The sequence below is a fragment of the Micropepsis pineolensis genome (assembly GCF_055392125.1).
In genome coordinates this window covers 2,794,277-2,810,620 of sequence record NZ_AP042408.1, presented here as the reverse complement: position 1 = coordinate 2,810,620, position 16,344 = coordinate 2,794,277, and the positions used below count along the sequence as shown (strand labels likewise).

The following is a 16,344-nucleotide window of genomic DNA, read 5'->3' as shown; positions in this document are numbered from 1 at the left end:
CCTGCTGGTCAGGGGGTAAGGAAGTACAATGATTGGTCCAATCGTCAACGGCGCCGCTGTTGTTCTGGGAAGTCTCTGTGGTGGTGGGTTGGGGACGCGTGTTCCCGCCAAGGTGCGCACGGCATTGCCAATGGTCTTTGGCGTTGCCTCTATGGCGCTGGGTATCGCGCTGATTATCAAGATTAAGTATATGCCGGCGGTTATTCTGGCACTGCTGGTCGGGGCTTTAATCGGCGAGCTGTGTTCGCTGGAAACGTTGATTGCCCGGTTTGCCGGTAAAGCCCGCCGCCTGATCGAGATGATCACGCCGTCCAGCGGCACCAACATGCCTCAGGATGAATTCCTCGACAAATTTGTGGCACTGGTGGTGCTGTTCTGCGCTTCCGGCACCGGCATTTTTGGTTCGATGAATGAAGGGATGACCGGCGATCCGTCGATCCTGATTGCGAAGGCGCTGCTTGATCTCTTTACAGCCGCGATTTTTGCAACAACGCTGGGTTTCTCGCTGGTTGTCGTTGCAATCCCGCAATTCATTATTCAGGTGTGCCTGTTCTATGGGGCGCAGCAGATCCTGCCGCTGACGACACCGACAATGATTGCGGATTTCTCTGCCTGCGGCGGTGCCATCATGTTCGCAACAGGCTTTCGCATTTGCGGCATCAAATCGTTTCCGGTTGCCAATATGCTGCCGGCCCTGATCCTGGTCATGCCGATTTCGCTGTTGTGGTCCAAGGTGGTTTTAGGCATGCTCTAAGCGCTTAAAACGCCTTTTATGGTGTGCCGACTGGGTGATGTTCCGGTTACTTCTCCTGAACGGGCATCTGTCCAGTCGGTATGCCGCTTTTAAAGCGGCAGCCGCACTGCAAAGCCGTACGGCGCATTTAAGCCCCCCATTTTAAGAATCGTTGAGATATAGCCCGCAGGGGCTATTTTTTTTGAAATAACGTCCGTAAACGCCATAATTTTGAATTGAATTTGTCAGATTGCTGCCCGCTGTTTGTGTGGCATAGGGTAGCAGGTGGGGTGCCCTATGCATTCTTCCTGCTGGCAGTAACAAAGTCGGTGCGGCAATAATCCGTCTACGCCCGGCGCTATTTTAAAAGAATTATTCCCACCTGAGCGCTCAGATGATCCTTGGGCGGAGTATTTGTGGTGTTGCGACTGTTGGGCGTCCCGGTGTGCAGATTGTGGCCCGGATAACGCAATGCCCATGGCTTCATCGGGATTGTTTGGCGACTTCAAATAACACCGTGGTCTTGGTGCAGTCATAATAACGTAATAATTATAGTGGTTTAGGTGACTGGTGTGGCGTGCCGCCCCCAATGCCTGTACCATGGGTTTGTCACGCCGACTGCCTGATGTGCTTTGCCATTGGTGCCGGACGTCCTGCCAAAGATACAAACGTGCGCTGTCTGGCACGCGATTGAATGCACGAGAGTTGGCAATTGTTTCTCCATAGGTTGTTTTTGTGACGTGCTGATCCGGTCAGCAGCGTTAAGCCACGGTATATCCATAATATCGTCCAGATATGGCTGGGATATCGAAATAGTATTTTTGCTATGCGCCTTTGCTACCTAGTTACTCACAGCAGTAATCCACGAGATGGTGCTTAAGCGAGTGGTCATCTCGAAGTGAAGTGGTGAGTAGATCAAGATTTAACGCAGCCAGTCCTAATGTAGACGTGTTTTCGTCCTTAAAATTGTGGTGCGGAACGTTTGTATTAGTCCTTCGTTCGTTTTGCGCCTTCTGAAGCTAAAGTATGTTTAGTTTTGGCAGGCGGTAATCCGTGGGCGGAGATTGACAGGCTGCGGTGGTGTCACCGGTGGTGACGTTTGCCGTTCGCCAGAAAATATCTGGTCGGGCGGCCTGTTGGAGGAAGAAATGAGCATATTGAAAAGTACCTTCGCCGTGCTCGCGATGTCACTTGCATTCGGGGGCCAGTATGCGTTGGCCAACCCCGAATCCAATGTGCTGAAGGTCACCAAGTACAGTGACGATGGCAGCAAGGGAACCTTGCGCTGGGCGATTGAACAGAACAACAAGAACCCAGGCCACAACCAGATTGATATTGATGCCGTAGGCAAAGCCCCCTATGCGATCATCATCAAGTCCGAGTTGCCGCACATTCTTGGTCCCGTCAAAATCGATTTTCCCAAACATGAAGTTAATGGCAGCTTCGTTGCTATTGACGGTTCGGGCTATATCGGGCCGCGTGCTGAAGATTGCCCCGGTGCGGTTCCCGGCCAGTTCGGCGCCAATGTCCGTACCACGACGAAGCCGGGCATCATTATTCAGGACACCAACGGTGTTGATATCAGCGGCGTCGAAGTCCGCAATTTCTGCATCGGTGTGCTGATTAATCGTGCCAGCCTCAATGTCATCCATGACAACCGGATCATCGGGAATCATGGTGGTGCCGGCATCATGATCACGGCCGATGATGGTAAGGGTAATTCGACCTCGACCACGACCAACAACAACAAAGTTCTGCGCAACTACATCTTCAACAATGCCGATGGTATGGAGATGACGCGCGGTGCTGCATTCAACCTGCTTGCCGACAACGTCATCTCTAACGACGGCACGATTCAGGAACCGTCGCAGGGGCTCGAAATCCTCTGGGGTAACGACAACAGCATCGTTCGTAACCATTTCTCGATGCAGTCTGATGGCGTGCAGCTCAACTGGGGCAACCGCAACTACATCGCGGCTAACGAATTCGACCATCTGTCGTCTGGCGTTACGCTGAGCGGTACCGGTAACATCGTTGATGGCAACATCATGCATGATAACCGCATTGCCGTTTCTGTGCGCCCGCAGGCCGCCCCTGGCCCCAACGGCACCTTTGGCCGCAATCGTGTCACCGGCCCGGCGGTCAACCGCATCACGGCGAACGCGATGTATAACAATGGCAAGGACATCAAGCGTTGCTTTGCGGGCGGCGCCTGCGTTCCCGGTCAGGAAGGCGCGATTGTCTTCGGCGTTCCGGGGCTGGAGCATGTCGCGTTCATCGGTAATCGTGGCGGCGGGATCAGCAATGATCCGAGCACGATGGAAACCATCTGCGAAGCGGGCAAGGTCATTCCCAATTGCGAGCCGATGCCGAACCACGATCAGGCTGCACCAAAGCTGGAAACTGTGAAAGCGGCAGCTACTGGTCTTGACATTTATGGCACCGTCAATGGGCAAGCCAACACGCTGACGCGCGTTGAGTTGTTCGCCAATTCCAATGCGACGTCTCAGGAAGCTGAAAGCTATCTTGGCTATGTCGAAGTGCCTGTGAATGCCAAGGGCACTGGTTCGTTCACCTATCACGTCGATGCGGAGCAGGCTGCCAAAGCTGCGAACTTCACCTCGACGCTCACCACGGTGGATGGCGCAACCTCGCGTCTCAGTGCGCCGATCGCGAAGTAAAGTTCAGAACATTGCCCCGGAAGAAATGGCTCATGCCAACCTTTCGGATGAGATGTTCTTAAAAAGACTGAGCAGGCCGTTGTTACCTACGCATGGGCTTATGACGTTCTGCCCGTTTGTTCCCCACGTCCGCCGGTAAATCGCGGGCGTGGGGGATAACGAAACCTCACAATAGATAAGATTAGGGAGAGGCTTATATGCCTACTCATTCACGCATCCGCAGTGCGCTTCTGAACTGTGCTTTTGGTTTCAGCGTTCTCGCGATTGCAGGGGCTGCTTACGCCGCAGATGCCAGTTCTGCTGATGGTCCGTTTGACGGACTTTTCGGTTCCTATACCAACAGCGATCCGCTGGATGGTCAGTATATGACGGGTGGCTGGGACGGCTATCGTTCCAAGCTGGTCGATGCCGGTATTGATTTCCGTGCTGACTACACCTCGGAAACGATGGGCGTTGCCAGTGGCGGTATGTCCCGTGGCGCGCGCTATTCGCAGCAGATCCGCCTGAATGCCGATTTTGATATGGCGAAGATTGCGGGCTGGAGCGATGGCCGCTTCCATCTGCAGCTCAATGACCGCCGCGGTAACGGCACGTCAACCGATCTGGCAGGCAACCGTTATCCGATTCAGGAAAACTACGGTCAGCAGTGGACCAAGATCACCGAAATGAGTTTTGATCAGAACCTGTTCAATGGTCGGGTCAATTATCGTATCGGTTATATGCCGTTTGGCAATACCTATGCCATGAATCCGATGATGGGCAATTTCGTCAACGCGGCGTTGGCGTATCATCCGCTTTCCTATGCGGGCAATACCTCATGGTCCAACTATCCTAACCCGCGCTGGGCCGGTTTTGTCACGGCGTACGTGCTGCCGGATTTGTATATCCGCGCTGGCGTGTCTCAGGCCAATTCGAAGCTGAATCTGGTGTCGAATTCGTTTGATCCGTTCGCGTCGGGAACGACGGGGGCGGTTGTTCCGGTCGAAATCGGTTATGAACCCGGTAAGGGCTCTGCGTATCCCGGCCATTACAAGGTTGGCTTCTTCTACGACAGCTCGAATGTGAAGAAGCAGGGTTCTACCGAAATGGTGGGGCATCGTGATGGTGCCTATGTCATGTTCGATCAGAAGATCACGACGGTTGGCGGTAACAACAACCGCGGTCTGAGCCTGTTTGGCCATTACATGTGGTCCAGCCCGGATACGGCGGTTCTGCGTAACTGGGCTTCGGCCGGTTTCATCTATACCGGGCTGTTCGCCTCGCGTCCGAAGGATGTGCTGGCATTCGGTTATGTGCAGTCGAGCGTCAACAAGCAGCTGCTGGAGAATGCACGGCTGAAGGCCGACGAGACCCCCGGCTCGTTTGATGCGTTCACCACGGCGGAAAGCCTGTACGAAGTGAGCTATAACTTCCAGATCAATAACTGGGCTTCCATTCGTCCGGATGTTCAGTACATCACCGATCCGGGTAGCTTCTATTTCAAGCATACTGCCAACGTGCTGGCGGTTGGTGCACAGGTCAAAATCGCCATCTGATTGCTGATCTGGCTATTGCGCCCGGGCTTAAGGCCCGGGCGTTTTTTTGAAATCCCGTTATGTGCCGCCAATTTTGGCGGGGTGCCGTTTTTCGCACCGCCCCCTCAGGCGTTTGTCGCAAAAGTGGCGGCAGATGCCCCCGCCGACCAATCTTTGTTACAAAATGATCTGGCCGGAAAACGGGCCATGGCAGATCTGTCGCTTGTCGCGCCTGTGGGCTTGCCGCTAGTATGCCGCGCGTATTGCCATCCGTTTTCTGCCAGAGGTTTTGCCATGCTGCTACGTTCCTGCGCCCTTGCGTCGGCCTTGATGATCACCACCCTTGCGGCGTCTGCTGCCGATCCGGGCGACGCATTGAAATCCTGTGCTGCACTGACGGACGGGGCGGCACGGCTGGCCTGTTACGACAAGCTGTCGGCCCCGGCTGCTGCGGCCCCCGTGGCGGCCCCCGCCGCGGCGGCCAGCGCGGCGCTGCCGGTGGTGCCTGCGGCCCAGACCAAGCCGGAACAGTTCGGCAGCGAAGGCTTGCCGGTGACGACCGCGGCGGCCCCATCGGCTGGTGGCAGCGCCCCGGTTCAGCAAGCGCTCGACAGCATCTCGGAAGAGGTGAAAGAGGTGCGCTATAGCCGTTTGGGCACCTTCACCGTGACCCTGCAAAATGGTCAGGTGTGGCAGCAGCTAAATGGTGATCCGGACAAGGCGCATTTTGATGCATTCGACGGGAATGGCGATCCGACCACCGTCACCATCGAGCGGGCCATTCTGGGCAGCTATAACCTGTCGATTAACGGCCATGGCCGCATCTTCAAGGTCAAACGCGTTAAATAAGCGGCCGCCCGCGTGGCTGTCAGGCGTGGCCCGCTTAGGGCCGCGCCCGCCAGGCCCGCCATTCGGCTTCGACGGCGGCACCGTTTTGTGCCCACCAGGCTTCGTTCCGCGGCAGGGCGTGCTGTAACCGCCCGCCTGCGCTGGGGCGGAAGTCCTGCAGCGACTGCTTCAGCTCGGGGTTAAGCCCGATATGGCCTTGGGCACTGTGCCGTGCCGGGCCATAGGGCAGCCAGGCCGCAAGGGTCGACAGCACCGGCGCGGTGGTGGCATAGCGCACATAATCGCCCGCCAGTTTTGCCCGTGGCGTGCCGCGCGGGATCGCCAGCACGTCAAAGCCATAAATCTGACCATCCCAGATCGCATCGATCGGGCTGCCGCTTTGGGCTGCGTCATAGATGTCGCCATTGAGCAGGGCGGCAAAGTCGGCGCGGCCCTCGCTCAGCATCCGGGCCGGGCTGTCCCCCGCCGCCACGAAAACCAGCGAACCTTTTAAGCTGTCCAGTTTCCGGAAGGCACGGGCCCGCCCCGCTGGGGTGGAGAGCTGGGCATAGACCTGGTCGGGCGGCACCCCATCGGCCAGCAGGGCCATTTCCAGATTATCCTTGGCCGTATCGGACAGGGCGCGGGGGCCGGGGAAGCGGGCGGTGTCGAAGAAATCGGCCAGTGTCCTGGGCGGGGTGGCAAAGTGGTGGGGGGCAAAGCCAATCACCCGGCTATAGGCGACTTCGCCGACCCAGCAGCGGCCCAGTGCGCCGGGAATAAAGTCATTTGCCGCCGGGGCGCCGTTGGGCGCGGTGGCCAGGGGCGGGCGTGGTTCGAGCAACCCGGCGCGGCAGGCGGCCACGGCATCGGGCAGCTCCATATCGATGACGTCCCATTTGTACTGGCCGCTGGCCACCTGCTGGGCCAGCTCGGCGGTGCCACCGTCATAGAGCGCAATGCGCACATCGGCCCCGCTGGCCCGGGCAAAAGGGGCCATCTGGGCGCTCATCTGGGCATGGCCATAGGCCCCGGCCCAGCTTGCCACCGTCAGCACGGGCGGGTGCTGGGTTCTGACGCAGTAGAATCCGCCCGCCGCGGTCAGAATCGACAAGGCGGCAATCAGGGCGGTCTGGCGGCGGTGGCAGTGGGGCATTTGAGGGGGCGATTCCTTAAAACGGCGAAACAGATCGCCCCTGCTATAGCGCGTCTTGCGGGGGGAATAGATGTAAAATGCGCCATAAAGGCGGGTTCCGGGGCGCAAATGGGCCGCCAGATAAAAAATGGCCGCATATGATTTAGTATCTTGCAATTGGCGCGCCGCGCTTTTAGTTTCCGGCACCTTCCGGCGACGACGGTCGTTAAGGGGGCGGCGGGATCCTTGTGGTCCGCTTCTTAAGGATTTTGGGCAGTTGTAGCTCAGTTGGTTAGAGCGCCGGATTGTGGATCCGGAGGTCGGTGGTTCGAACCCACCCAACTGTACCATTCCTTTCACAAACAAAATCAAACGCATAGATGGTAGTGAACGTGAACAAAGTGGCGCTGTGGCGCTTGCGTGTTTCACGGGCATTTCCGGCGCTTTTCGCGGTGTGCTGTTTTCCCCGAGCGCCACGGGAGCGCCAAACGATGCTTTTATTGGCTTTGCTGCAATTTTTTTTTGCAGGCCGCGCCGAGCGTTTGTTCGTCAACCCTGGTAATTTTATATGCAGGTCAGCCTGTTAAATTGGCAACTATTGGTCTTTTTAGCTTGGGTAACTGCGTAATCCGCAGCTTGTCGATAATGTCCAAAATGGCCAGAACAAGCGGTGAGGTTGTATTGCGCTGCGTAATGAATTCGATGTCGGTGGTATAGCCAAAAGTTTCCGGCAACAGCGGTTTGAATTTTTGCAGGCGCCAGTGGCTCTCGACATAATGGTCTGGCAGCGAGCCCAGGAAGTTACCCGAACACACCAACAATCCTACGGCTTCCATGGTGTCCACCGAAGCGGTGCGCGGAAATTCGTGCAAATGGAAGCGTTCGCAGTCGGACAGAAATGTGTAGCCTGCGAAATCATATTTCAGAACTTCGTCTAACGTCAGGTTAGTTTTGTTATACAGCGGGTGTTTTTCAGAACAATAAAGGTGACTGGGTTCCCGATATAACAGGCGGTAATCAAGTTGATTAACGTGGCGCCGGCCTATGACCATACCGACATGCGCGCTGCCGTCCAGTACAGCCTGCTCAATAACGTTTGATGTTGCTGTGGTTACGCTAAAATCGACCAATGGGTAGGTTTGTTTGAACGCCGCAAGGATTTCAGGAAGATTGAGATTGGGGTCGCTGAGCAGGGCATCAATAAGGCCGATTTCCAGCGTCCCACGCATATCCGTATGGATGCCCCGGATATTCGCTTCAAACTGTTCGATATGCGATATCAGCTGAAGGCTGGAGGCATAGACTTGGCGACCTTCATCCGTCAGTGAGAAACCTGTTCTGCCCCGCTGGCACAACCGAACCCCAAGGCGTGTTTCCAGGTCTTTCACATAGCGGCTGATCGAGGGTAGCCCCAGTTGCAGCTCGGATTCTGCGGCTGCAAACCCACCACAGCGCACGACCGTGCAAAAGATACGCAGCAGGCGGATATCGCCATCGCTGATTTTGCCGGTGAAGTTTTTCAGCTTCATAGTTTCACACCTTGACAATCGTTCTTGTGCATCTCGGCATTCTCGCAGCCACCGTCCCCGGTCAATGTTCTCAGTAGTTGATGAGAACGGATTGCATGCGATTCATGCAAGGTGTGGGCCAATTATGTCTGGCGCCGTGTAAATCGAAAATGCTGCATTTGTAGTCACAAGCGGTCGATAAAAAGAGAGTGGTGAAAGTATAATGATGAAGAAAATTGTTAAGCAGCCCATGATTGTTGGTCGGCCGGCGCTAATCATGGTCGATTTTCAGGGCGGCGGTGCTTACGTGCCGGGGCAGGAGGGTGGGGTACCTTTCTGCGGCACATCTGAAGAACGCCAAAAGCGCCAGGTCCGTGCAAAAGAGATGGTTCAGGCTGCGCGTGATGCCGGTGTTCCGGTAATCTTCATCCAGGAGGTTCATCGTCCGGATGGTATTGATTTCGGTCGTGAACTGGATGGCGAAGAGGATGTGCATTGCATTGAGGGTTTGCCGTCTACGGACATTTCCCCATCCGTTGGATTTGTTTCGGGCGATTATCACATCCGCAAACGGCGGTATTCTGCCTTTTACGGCACGGATTTTGAAATTCTGCTCAAGGGATTAAACGTTAAGACGCTGATATTGACGGGCGGTTTGACGGATGTATGCGTGCATTACACCTTCGTCGATGGCCATCAGGGCGATTATTATTGCCGTGTCGTTGAGGATTGCGTGGGTGGTTCGAGTCAGGATGCGCATGATGCGGCGTTACGCGCCATGGAGTATTTGCAAGCTGGCGCCCGGCGCAGCACAAGCGAAGTTCTCGCGGCGTTTACCGCGCTGAAGAAGTCTGCTGCGGATTGAAAGTTTTCTTCGCTAGTCTCAGCAAATGAGGCGTTCAGAGCAAGACCGTTTGGTAACAAGCGGTCTTGTTTCTTTTGTCCCGGTCCATATCCCTCGTGCGGTCTCGTACTATGACAAGTAGGTATGAGGAACTACTCAGGATTGTTTTTTGTCACTAGGTTATCCAACGCTGCGCATTCACTTGTCTAAACTGCTAATTATATAGTCGTGCCTACCATGTAATCATTCTGTCGTTATGAGCACGGATGAAGTTTCGTGTTTCCTAACAATTTCGGCCTTATCGGCTGCTAGTTAGAAGGGACGAGGGAATGAAAAGTATTCGCGGGGGTATTTCTCGGTCATGGTGGGGCGCGGCTACAATTCCGCTTTTGCTGTGTTCGCAGCAGGCGCTGGCCGCTGACGATGGCAATGCCGTTCAAATCGAAACTGTAGTCGTAACGGCGCAAAAACATGTCGAAACGGTGCAGCAAGCGCCTTTGTCGATTAATGCCTTCGATGCCTCGACCCTTAAAGCCAGCAATATGCTGAAGCCGACCGATATTGTGGCTCAGATTCCGAATGCCAGCTTTTCATCCTTTTTTGGCGAGGGACAAAATCCTTCATTCTGCTTCCGGTCGATTTGCCTGACCGGGCAGTTTGGCGACGGTTTCGAACCGCCGGTCGCTCTCTATACAGATGAAGTTTACACCAGTTCCGCTTTCGGTCAGTCCCTGCAGTTCTTCGACGTCGAACGCATCGAAGTGCTGAAGGGGCCGCAAGGCACGCTCTATGGCCGCAACACCACCGGCGGTTTGTTCAATATTATTCTGAACAAGCCGAGCAGAGAGTTTCAGGCGTCGCTGTCCGGTGAATACGGTAGCTACAATAATATGGTGTTTGAAGGCTCGGTTAGTGGGCCGATTACCGACGGCGTTCAAGGGCGTCTTGCCTTCCAGACCCATAACCGCGACGGTTGGGTCGATGGTCTGGCCGATGGCCAAAAGGCCGATGACGTTAATACCCAGGCCATACGCGGCATGCTGAATTTTGACCTCTCCAGCACAGCGACGTTGCTGCTCAGCGCCAACTATTTCCATGTCGATCAGGGCGCCCAGGCCTATGGTATTTACGGCGTGGTAGATTCCAATGGTGGCACCTGTTCTCTGAATAAGCGCTTCAAAGGTAATTGTGGCGGTATCTTCGGCGACGATAGTATGACGACGAACAATTGGGTTGGTTCCGCTCAGCCCAATAAATGGCCCGGCGTCAACATCTCTACCGGCGACAAAGCGCGCAATTTCATCGAAAACTATAGTCTGAGCGCCACACTGAACTGGGACCTCGGCAACGATCTGAACCTGACGTCGATTTCGTCTTATAATATTGGCCACAAACAGACCGTTGAGGATTTGGACGGTTCGCTCAACTACGGCTATGACGACGAGCTGTGGGCGCGGACCAAGACGGCATCGCAGGAAATTCGTTTGTCAGGCAAGACCGTCTACGACATCGACTGGCTGGCTGGCGTCTTCGTCTATAATGACAGCCGTCATCTTGGCACCAATTTGTTCCCCAAATCGGATTACGAGGATAGCTCGACTAAGAATACGATGTCCTGGGCGATTTATGCCAATGCCGATGTGCCGCTGCCGCATGATCTGACCTTCACCGCGGGTGTGCGCTATTCCTGGGAAGAGTTGGGCGTGATCTTCAATCGTTCGGGCGATTATGTGACGGCCAAGAGTAACGAGCGGCGCTCGAATACCGATGGTGATGTCGACGGCAAGGCTGTGCTTAAATGGACGCCGGACGATATGACCATGCTCTATGCCAGCTTCACCAGCGGCTACCGTAGTGCAACGATTCTGACCCAGTATGTTTACGGTACGGTTGATAAGGATTCGGCACGCGATGCGTTGAAGCCCGCTAAGGCGGAAAAATTGTTGGCCTATGAAGTCGGTTCCAAGACCGATCTGATCGGCGGGCGTTTGCGCATGAATACGGCGCTATTCTTCTACGATTTCCGCAACAAGCAGATGACCTTGCGTAAACTGGACTGCAGCGTCGGTACGCATTGCACGTCTTATGCCGTGATGGGCAACGTCAAGAGCAGCTATGTCTGGGGTGGTGAAATTTCGCTGGAGGCGGCCATCACGGCCAATCTGTTTGCCGATGCATCATACGGTATCACGGACAGCCGGATTTCAAGCCACGAAACCGACAGTAACGATCTGCCGCTCAATAGTACAAAGCTGCCGATGTCGACCTCGACAATGACCTATGGTTTGACCTATGCCTTACCGGTGCCGGAAAATATTGGCGACATCAAACTGCGTGCCAATTATGACTGGATCGGGGGACATTCCTTCAGCGGCGGCAATGATGCCGACAAGATGGCGTATGAAAAGTCCTACGGTTTGACGGATGCAAACGTCAGCTGGTATTTGCCGTCGGCGCCATTCCATGTTGATGTCTTCGTCAAGAATATTGGCAACGTCAAATATTTCGTTGATGCTCAGGAACTGGCGACGACGACGGAAAATGTCGTCTGGGGTATGCCGAGAACTTGGGGTATCCGCCTGACATACAACAACTGATGTGTGGTGGGGCGGTCTGTCGGGCCGCCCCACATATATCCAGCAGGATTGAGAGATGTGATGTCTTTAAAGGATAAAGCCCCCGCGATCGGCGATGCGGTTCCGCTGGCTTCGTGGCTCGCGTTGTTTTTGATGCTGGGGGCTTATACCTTTAGCTGGATTGATCGTTATCTTCTGGTGATCCTGGTCGATCCGATTGAAAAGGATCTCGGTCTCAGTGATGCCCAAATGGGGTTGATGACGGGGTTCGCGTTTTCTCTCGTCTATGCATTGGCCGGTTTCCCCCTGGCCCGCTTGGCCGACAAAGGGGCTCGGCGCAGTATTCTGGCTACCGTGACTGGGGTCTGGAGTCTGGTGACACTTCTCACCAGCGTCGTCGGAAATTTTATCGGTTTGGCCGCTACGCGTACCGTCATTGCTGTTTGCGAGGCCGGCTGCAGCCCGGCCTCCCATTCGTTGATATCCGATTATTTCCCGCCTCGCCGCCGCAGTATGGCGTTTTCCATTTACGTCCTTGGCATTTCCTTTGGGATTTGGCTCGGACTGGCTTTGGGCGGCCTGATCAGCGATCGCTACGGTTGGCGCATGGCTTTCGTTCTGCTGGGGGCTCCGGGGGCTGTGCTGGCATTTGCTATCCGCTTCTTTATGCGTGAACCACAGCGCGGCAGTTTCGATGCGACGCATGAAGCTGATCGTGACTATAATATGCGCGAGGCGTTAAAAGTATTTTGGCAACGCCGCAGTTTTTTAGCCGCGATTACAGGCCTTGCGTTGCTGAGCTTTAGCAGCAGCGCTATGGAGATTTGGGCGCCCGTGTGGCTGATGCGTGTGCGCGACGCCGGAACCGGCGAAATCGGTTCGATCTTTGGAACAATCGAAGGTATCGCGGGTTTCGCCGGTACGCTGGTGGCCGGTTATATCGCTGACCGCTGTGCGGCACGCGATCCGCGCTGGTACGCCTGGTTACTGGTAATCGCGACTGTCGTCATGGTGCCGGGCGAGATAATGTTTCTGTCTCTCGGTCATAGCGGTAATGCACTCTGGGTCTACACCTGGTTGTCTTTGGCGGTCTTCGCCATGTCGACCTATACGGCGCCGATGTTTGCGCTGGCGCAACTGCTGATGCCGCCAAGGATGAAGGCTCTTGGTGCTGCGACCCTGCTGTTTGCTTTGAACATGGTAGGTTCCGGTCTGGGGCCGTCCGTAGCCGGATATTTGTCGAATTTGATGGCGCCCAGCTTCGGTCCCGATGCGCTGAAATATGCCATGCTGTTTTCGATGCTCATGATCGTGCCAGGCTTGGCTTGTATGGTCTATGCCGGGTTTCGCTTGCCGAAAGATCTCGCCCTCGCGAGGCAGGAGGTTTGACTGTGAAAATTGTTGCGTCTTTTTTGGCTGCCGTGCTGATCGCCGCTATTGCTCCGGCCTGGGCTACCGATTGGTCGGGTGATGGCGGCATGCCTGCCTTTTATCATTGGGATAAAAATCTGCCGGTGAAGCCCGGGGTGATGTTGCAGACTGCACCGCTGCCGAAGGAACTGTCATTACCGGCGGCGGCAAAAGCCTATCGCATTCTCTACAGCTCGACCGGGTGGCCGGATGGCAAACCGGTTGCGGTATCCGGTGCCCTGTTCATACCCGCAGGTAAAGCCCCGAAAGGCGGCTGGCCGCTAATTGCCTGGGCGCATGGTACCACGGGCTATGCCGATGTTTGTGCGCCCTCGAATCTGCCGCGCTCTGATCGCGATAGCGTTTATCTCAGCAAATGGCTCGAAGACGGTTATGCCATAGTCGCTACCGATTATCAGGGGCTGGGTACCAAGGGGCCGCATCCCTATCTGCAATATCGTTCCGAGGGTATGGCTGTGCTCGACAGTGTGCGCGCGGTGCAACGCACACATCCTGAACTCAGCAGAAAAGTTTTGACTATGGGCCAGTCGCAGGGCTCTGGGGCCGCCATTGGTGCGGCCTATATCGCCCCGCACTATGCGCCCGAGCTAAAGATCATGGGTACCGTTGCTACCGGAATTGTTGCCGAGGCAGCCAACAGCCATGGTGCGCCACAGCAGGCATTGGCTTCGACCTACACGGACGAGAATGATTACAGCAATGCCGGTTTCGAAGTGCTGTATTTCCTGGGCACCGTGCGCTCGAGTGATCCGGTGCATATCCGGCCCGAGGATTATATTTCGGATAAGGCCTTGCCGTTGCTGGCTCAGGGCGAGCATATGTGCCTGCACGATCTGTTTGCGGAATCGACCCGACGCAAAATCACTATGGCGGAATTCTACCGTCGGCCGCTGGCCGATGTGGAAGCCTTTGCCGCTAAAACCAGCCGTTTCCCCGACGGTAAACTGAAAACGCCGGTGTTCGTCGGAACGGGGTTAGCCGACACCATGGCGCAGACCGGATCGCAGTATAATTTCGTTTCGGCAATGTGCGCTGCGGGAACTACGGTGCAATGGCACTATTATCCGCACGCCACCCATGGTGGTGCGGTGCTGCGCTCGCGGGCCGATTCCCCGGCCTTTGTCAAAGCCGTCATGGGGGGCAAGTCGGTGCAGAATATGTGTGCCTCTCTGGTTCCGCCCGGTCCGTTGCAAACGCCCGAAGACTAAACGTGTTTTGATAAAGATATGGGGCAGTGAAAAGACCCGGTGCAGATTTGCATCGGGTCTTTTGGTCGGCGCTGTATTGGTTGCTACTTTGCCGGAGATGGCTGTTTCGTGGCAGAAATATGAGCCCGCCACCCGCCCAGCGCGGTGATGTCGCGCGCACCCGCAAGGGCGAAGGGTTCGCATAAAAAGCCGCTAACCTCGCGGCCATCTGCCAGGGCAATTTTACCGATGCCCAGCGGTGCCGGGATCTTGGCAACAAAGCGGCCAAAGGCTTCAGGCGTCAGCCGCCAGACCTCGCCCAGAATGGCGCCTGCATCGGCGCCCGGCTGACGGATCAGACCGGGCTTGGCCGGTACCGTTCCGGCCAGCGCGTAAAAGCGGTAATCGGCGGTGGTGCGGGCCTCGCCACCGAATATGGCTTTCAGTTCCTGCAATTCGCGGTTCAGTACCATGCCGCTCAGATGGGCCCCGACGACAAACAGATCGATCAAGCCATCGTCGGTGGGCGGAACAAAATCCGGCGTGACAGTGGCGCGGCTCAGCCCGGTGCCGGTGCCGGCGGCAGCGTGATAGCGCTGGGCCAGTGCGGTCAGCGCGGGTTCCTGAAATGCGGGCGCAAGCAATGTCACGCCAAAGGGCAGGCCATTGGCCCGAAAGCCTGACGGGATGGCGATGCCGGTGGCGTCGAGAAGGTTGACCCAGTTGGTGAACCTGCCCAGGCGACTGTTGCATCCGATGGGATCTGCGGCGACCGCCTCGACGGTATAGTGTGCTGCAGCGGTGGGCAGCAGCAGGATATCCATTTTCTCCCATTCGCGGTCTGCGGCACGGCGGCATTCGGCCAGCCGGTACTGACCCTGAAAGGCACGCAGGGCAGAAATATTGAGTCCCCCGGCAATAATTTTATGCACGCTTGGGTCCATCGCCGTGCCGTGATTGACGAGGAAGTCTTCGATTGCCACAGTGCGCTCTGCAACCCATGCCCCGTCATAAAGCAGACGTGCAGCTTCATTAAAGGGCGTATAGTCGATTGCTACGGCGTCGCCGCCTAGGTCTTCGAGCCGTGCAATGGCCGCATCATAAAGCGCGGCATATTCTGCATCGCCGAAAAAGTCCCGCTCGTGCTGGGGCAGTACGCCGAACCGAAAGTGCTGCGGCAGGGCGCGTGGTGCGGATGTTTTACGGCTATAGGGATCGGTACTTTCGTACCCCTCGGCAACGGCAGCGATACGGGCCGCTTCGGCGGGTGTTGCGGCAAAGATCGATACACAATCAAGGCTACGGCAGGCGGGCACCACGCCGTGGGTGCTGAGGCGACCGCGCGTTGGTTTGAGACCGACGATATTGTTGAACGCCGCAGGAACCCGGCCCGAGCCCGCCGTATCGGTGCCAAGCGCAAACGCGACAAGACCCGCCGCCACGGCCACCGCCGAGCCGGAGCTGGAACCACCCGAAATGTAATCGGCATTGAAAACGCAGCGTGGCGCGCCATGCGGCGAACGGGTGCCAACAAGACCGGTGGCGAACTGGTCAAGATTGGTCTTGCCCATCAGTATGGCGCCGGCGGCCAGCAAGCGGGCCACCACGGGCGCATCGTCTGCCGGGGTATAGGCAAATTCGGGGCAGCCTGCCGTGGTGGGAAATCCGGCGCAGTCGATATTGTCTTTGACAGCGAAGGGAACGCCATAAAGCGGCAGTTTTTTTGCATCCGGATCGGCGTCCAGCGCCGCGGCCCGTGCCAGAACAGATTCGGTAGACGCTTTGGCAATCCATACCGCCGGGTCGCTGTATGCATCGCGGCGCATCAGGGCCTCGGCAGCGATTTCGCTGACGCGGCGGCCCGCGGCATAATCCGCCTGCAATCCGGCGAGGGTGAAGGGGGGCAT

At 56.3% G+C, this 16,344-nt stretch carries 11 protein-coding genes and 1 tRNA gene; 9 read left to right on the top strand and 3 right to left on the bottom strand.

Annotated elements, in window-relative coordinates; translation table 11 throughout:
• Nucleotides 1-28 precede the first annotated feature (28 nt).
• The 4 genes from ACZ5RI_RS12415 to ACZ5RI_RS12400 all read left to right on the top strand — a co-directional run bounded on the left by ACZ5RI_RS12415 (nt 29) and on the right by ACZ5RI_RS12400 (nt 5,777).
• Nucleotides 29-754, top strand: coding sequence for a DUF554 domain-containing protein (locus ACZ5RI_RS12415; RefSeq protein ID WP_464513526.1), 726 nt, complete (start codon nt 29-31; stop codon nt 752-754).
• A 1,127-nt stretch (nt 755-1,881) separates the two neighbouring features.
• A complete protein-coding gene (locus tag ACZ5RI_RS12410; protein WP_464513525.1) occupies nt 1,882-3,414 on the top strand; it encodes a NosD domain-containing protein in 1,533 nt (510 codons plus the stop codon).
• Nucleotides 3,415-3,611: 197 nt separating this feature from the next.
• A complete protein-coding gene (locus tag ACZ5RI_RS12405; RefSeq protein ID WP_464513524.1) occupies nt 3,612-4,949 on the top strand; it encodes a carbohydrate porin in 1,338 nt (445 codons plus the stop codon).
• 273 nt (nt 4,950-5,222) lie between these two features.
• Nucleotides 5,223-5,777, top strand: coding sequence for a hypothetical protein (locus ACZ5RI_RS12400; protein ID WP_464513523.1), 555 nt, complete (start codon nt 5,223-5,225; stop codon nt 5,775-5,777).
• Nucleotides 5,778-5,811: 34 nt separating this feature from the next.
• On the opposite strand, the gene ACZ5RI_RS12395 is transcribed toward ACZ5RI_RS12400, so the two are convergent.
• Nucleotides 5,812-6,912, bottom strand: a complete 1,101-nt coding sequence (locus tag ACZ5RI_RS12395; RefSeq protein WP_464513522.1) for an extracellular solute-binding protein — start codon at nt 6,910-6,912, stop codon at nt 5,812-5,814.
• Between the two features lie 252 nt (nt 6,913-7,164).
• Between ACZ5RI_RS12395 and ACZ5RI_RS12390 the strand changes: the two genes are divergently transcribed.
• A tRNA-His gene (locus tag ACZ5RI_RS12390) sits at nt 7,165-7,241 on the top strand.
• 225 nt (nt 7,242-7,466) lie between these two features.
• Here the strand turns inward: ACZ5RI_RS12390 and ACZ5RI_RS12385 are convergent.
• On the bottom strand, nt 7,467-8,420 hold the full coding sequence (locus tag ACZ5RI_RS12385; protein WP_464513521.1) for a LysR family transcriptional regulator: 954 nt from the start codon (nt 8,418-8,420) through the stop codon (nt 7,467-7,469).
• A 202-nt stretch (nt 8,421-8,622) separates the two neighbouring features.
• On the opposite strand from ACZ5RI_RS12385, the gene ACZ5RI_RS12380 reads away from it, so the two are divergent.
• The 4 genes from ACZ5RI_RS12380 to ACZ5RI_RS12365 all read left to right on the top strand — a co-directional run bounded on the left by ACZ5RI_RS12380 (nt 8,623) and on the right by ACZ5RI_RS12365 (nt 14,458).
• Nucleotides 8,623-9,264 (top strand): cysteine hydrolase family protein, encoded by a 642-nt coding sequence (locus ACZ5RI_RS12380; RefSeq protein WP_464513520.1) that lies wholly within the window; start codon nt 8,623-8,625, stop codon nt 9,262-9,264.
• 308 nt (nt 9,265-9,572) lie between these two features.
• Complete coding sequence (locus tag ACZ5RI_RS12375; RefSeq protein WP_464513519.1) at nt 9,573-11,840, top strand: TonB-dependent receptor; 2,268 nt, start codon at nt 9,573-9,575, stop codon at nt 11,838-11,840.
• 60 nt (nt 11,841-11,900) lie between these two features.
• The gene (locus ACZ5RI_RS12370) at nt 11,901-13,208 is read left to right on the top strand and encodes a spinster family MFS transporter (RefSeq protein WP_464513518.1); all 1,308 of its coding nucleotides are present in this window, start codon (nt 11,901-11,903) and stop codon (nt 13,206-13,208) included.
• Between the two features lie 2 nt (nt 13,209-13,210).
• Nucleotides 13,211-14,458 (top strand): lipase family protein, encoded by a 1,248-nt coding sequence (locus tag ACZ5RI_RS12365; RefSeq protein WP_464513517.1) that lies wholly within the window; start codon nt 13,211-13,213, stop codon nt 14,456-14,458.
• An 83-nt stretch (nt 14,459-14,541) separates the two neighbouring features.
• On the opposite strand, the gene atzF is transcribed toward ACZ5RI_RS12365, so the two are convergent.
• The gene (gene atzF, locus ACZ5RI_RS12360) at nt 14,542-16,344 is read right to left on the bottom strand and encodes an allophanate hydrolase (RefSeq protein ID WP_464513516.1); all 1,803 of its coding nucleotides are present in this window, start codon (nt 16,342-16,344) and stop codon (nt 14,542-14,544) included.

Coding starts and splice junctions, on each gene's coding strand:
- ACZ5RI_RS12415 (WP_464513526.1), top strand. CDS start 29: ATGATTGGTCCAATCGTCAACGGCGCCGCTGTTGTTCTGGGAAGTCTC.
- ACZ5RI_RS12410 (WP_464513525.1), top strand. CDS start 1,882: ATGAGCATATTGAAAAGTACCTTCGCCGTGCTCGCGATGTCACTTGCA.
- ACZ5RI_RS12405 (WP_464513524.1), top strand. CDS start 3,612: ATGCCTACTCATTCACGCATCCGCAGTGCGCTTCTGAACTGTGCTTTT.
- ACZ5RI_RS12400 (WP_464513523.1), top strand. CDS start 5,223: ATGCTGCTACGTTCCTGCGCCCTTGCGTCGGCCTTGATGATCACCACC.
- ACZ5RI_RS12395 (WP_464513522.1), bottom strand. CDS start 6,912: ATGCCCCACTGCCACCGCCGCCAGACCGCCCTGATTGCCGCCTTGTCG.
- ACZ5RI_RS12385 (WP_464513521.1), bottom strand. CDS start 8,420: ATGAAGCTGAAAAACTTCACCGGCAAAATCAGCGATGGCGATATCCGC.
- ACZ5RI_RS12380 (WP_464513520.1), top strand. CDS start 8,623: ATGATGAAGAAAATTGTTAAGCAGCCCATGATTGTTGGTCGGCCGGCG.
- ACZ5RI_RS12375 (WP_464513519.1), top strand. CDS start 9,573: ATGAAAAGTATTCGCGGGGGTATTTCTCGGTCATGGTGGGGCGCGGCT.
- ACZ5RI_RS12370 (WP_464513518.1), top strand. CDS start 11,901: ATGTCTTTAAAGGATAAAGCCCCCGCGATCGGCGATGCGGTTCCGCTG.
- atzF (WP_464513516.1), bottom strand. CDS start 16,344: ATGCCCCCCTTCACCCTCGCCGGATTGCAGGCGGATTATGCCGCGGGC.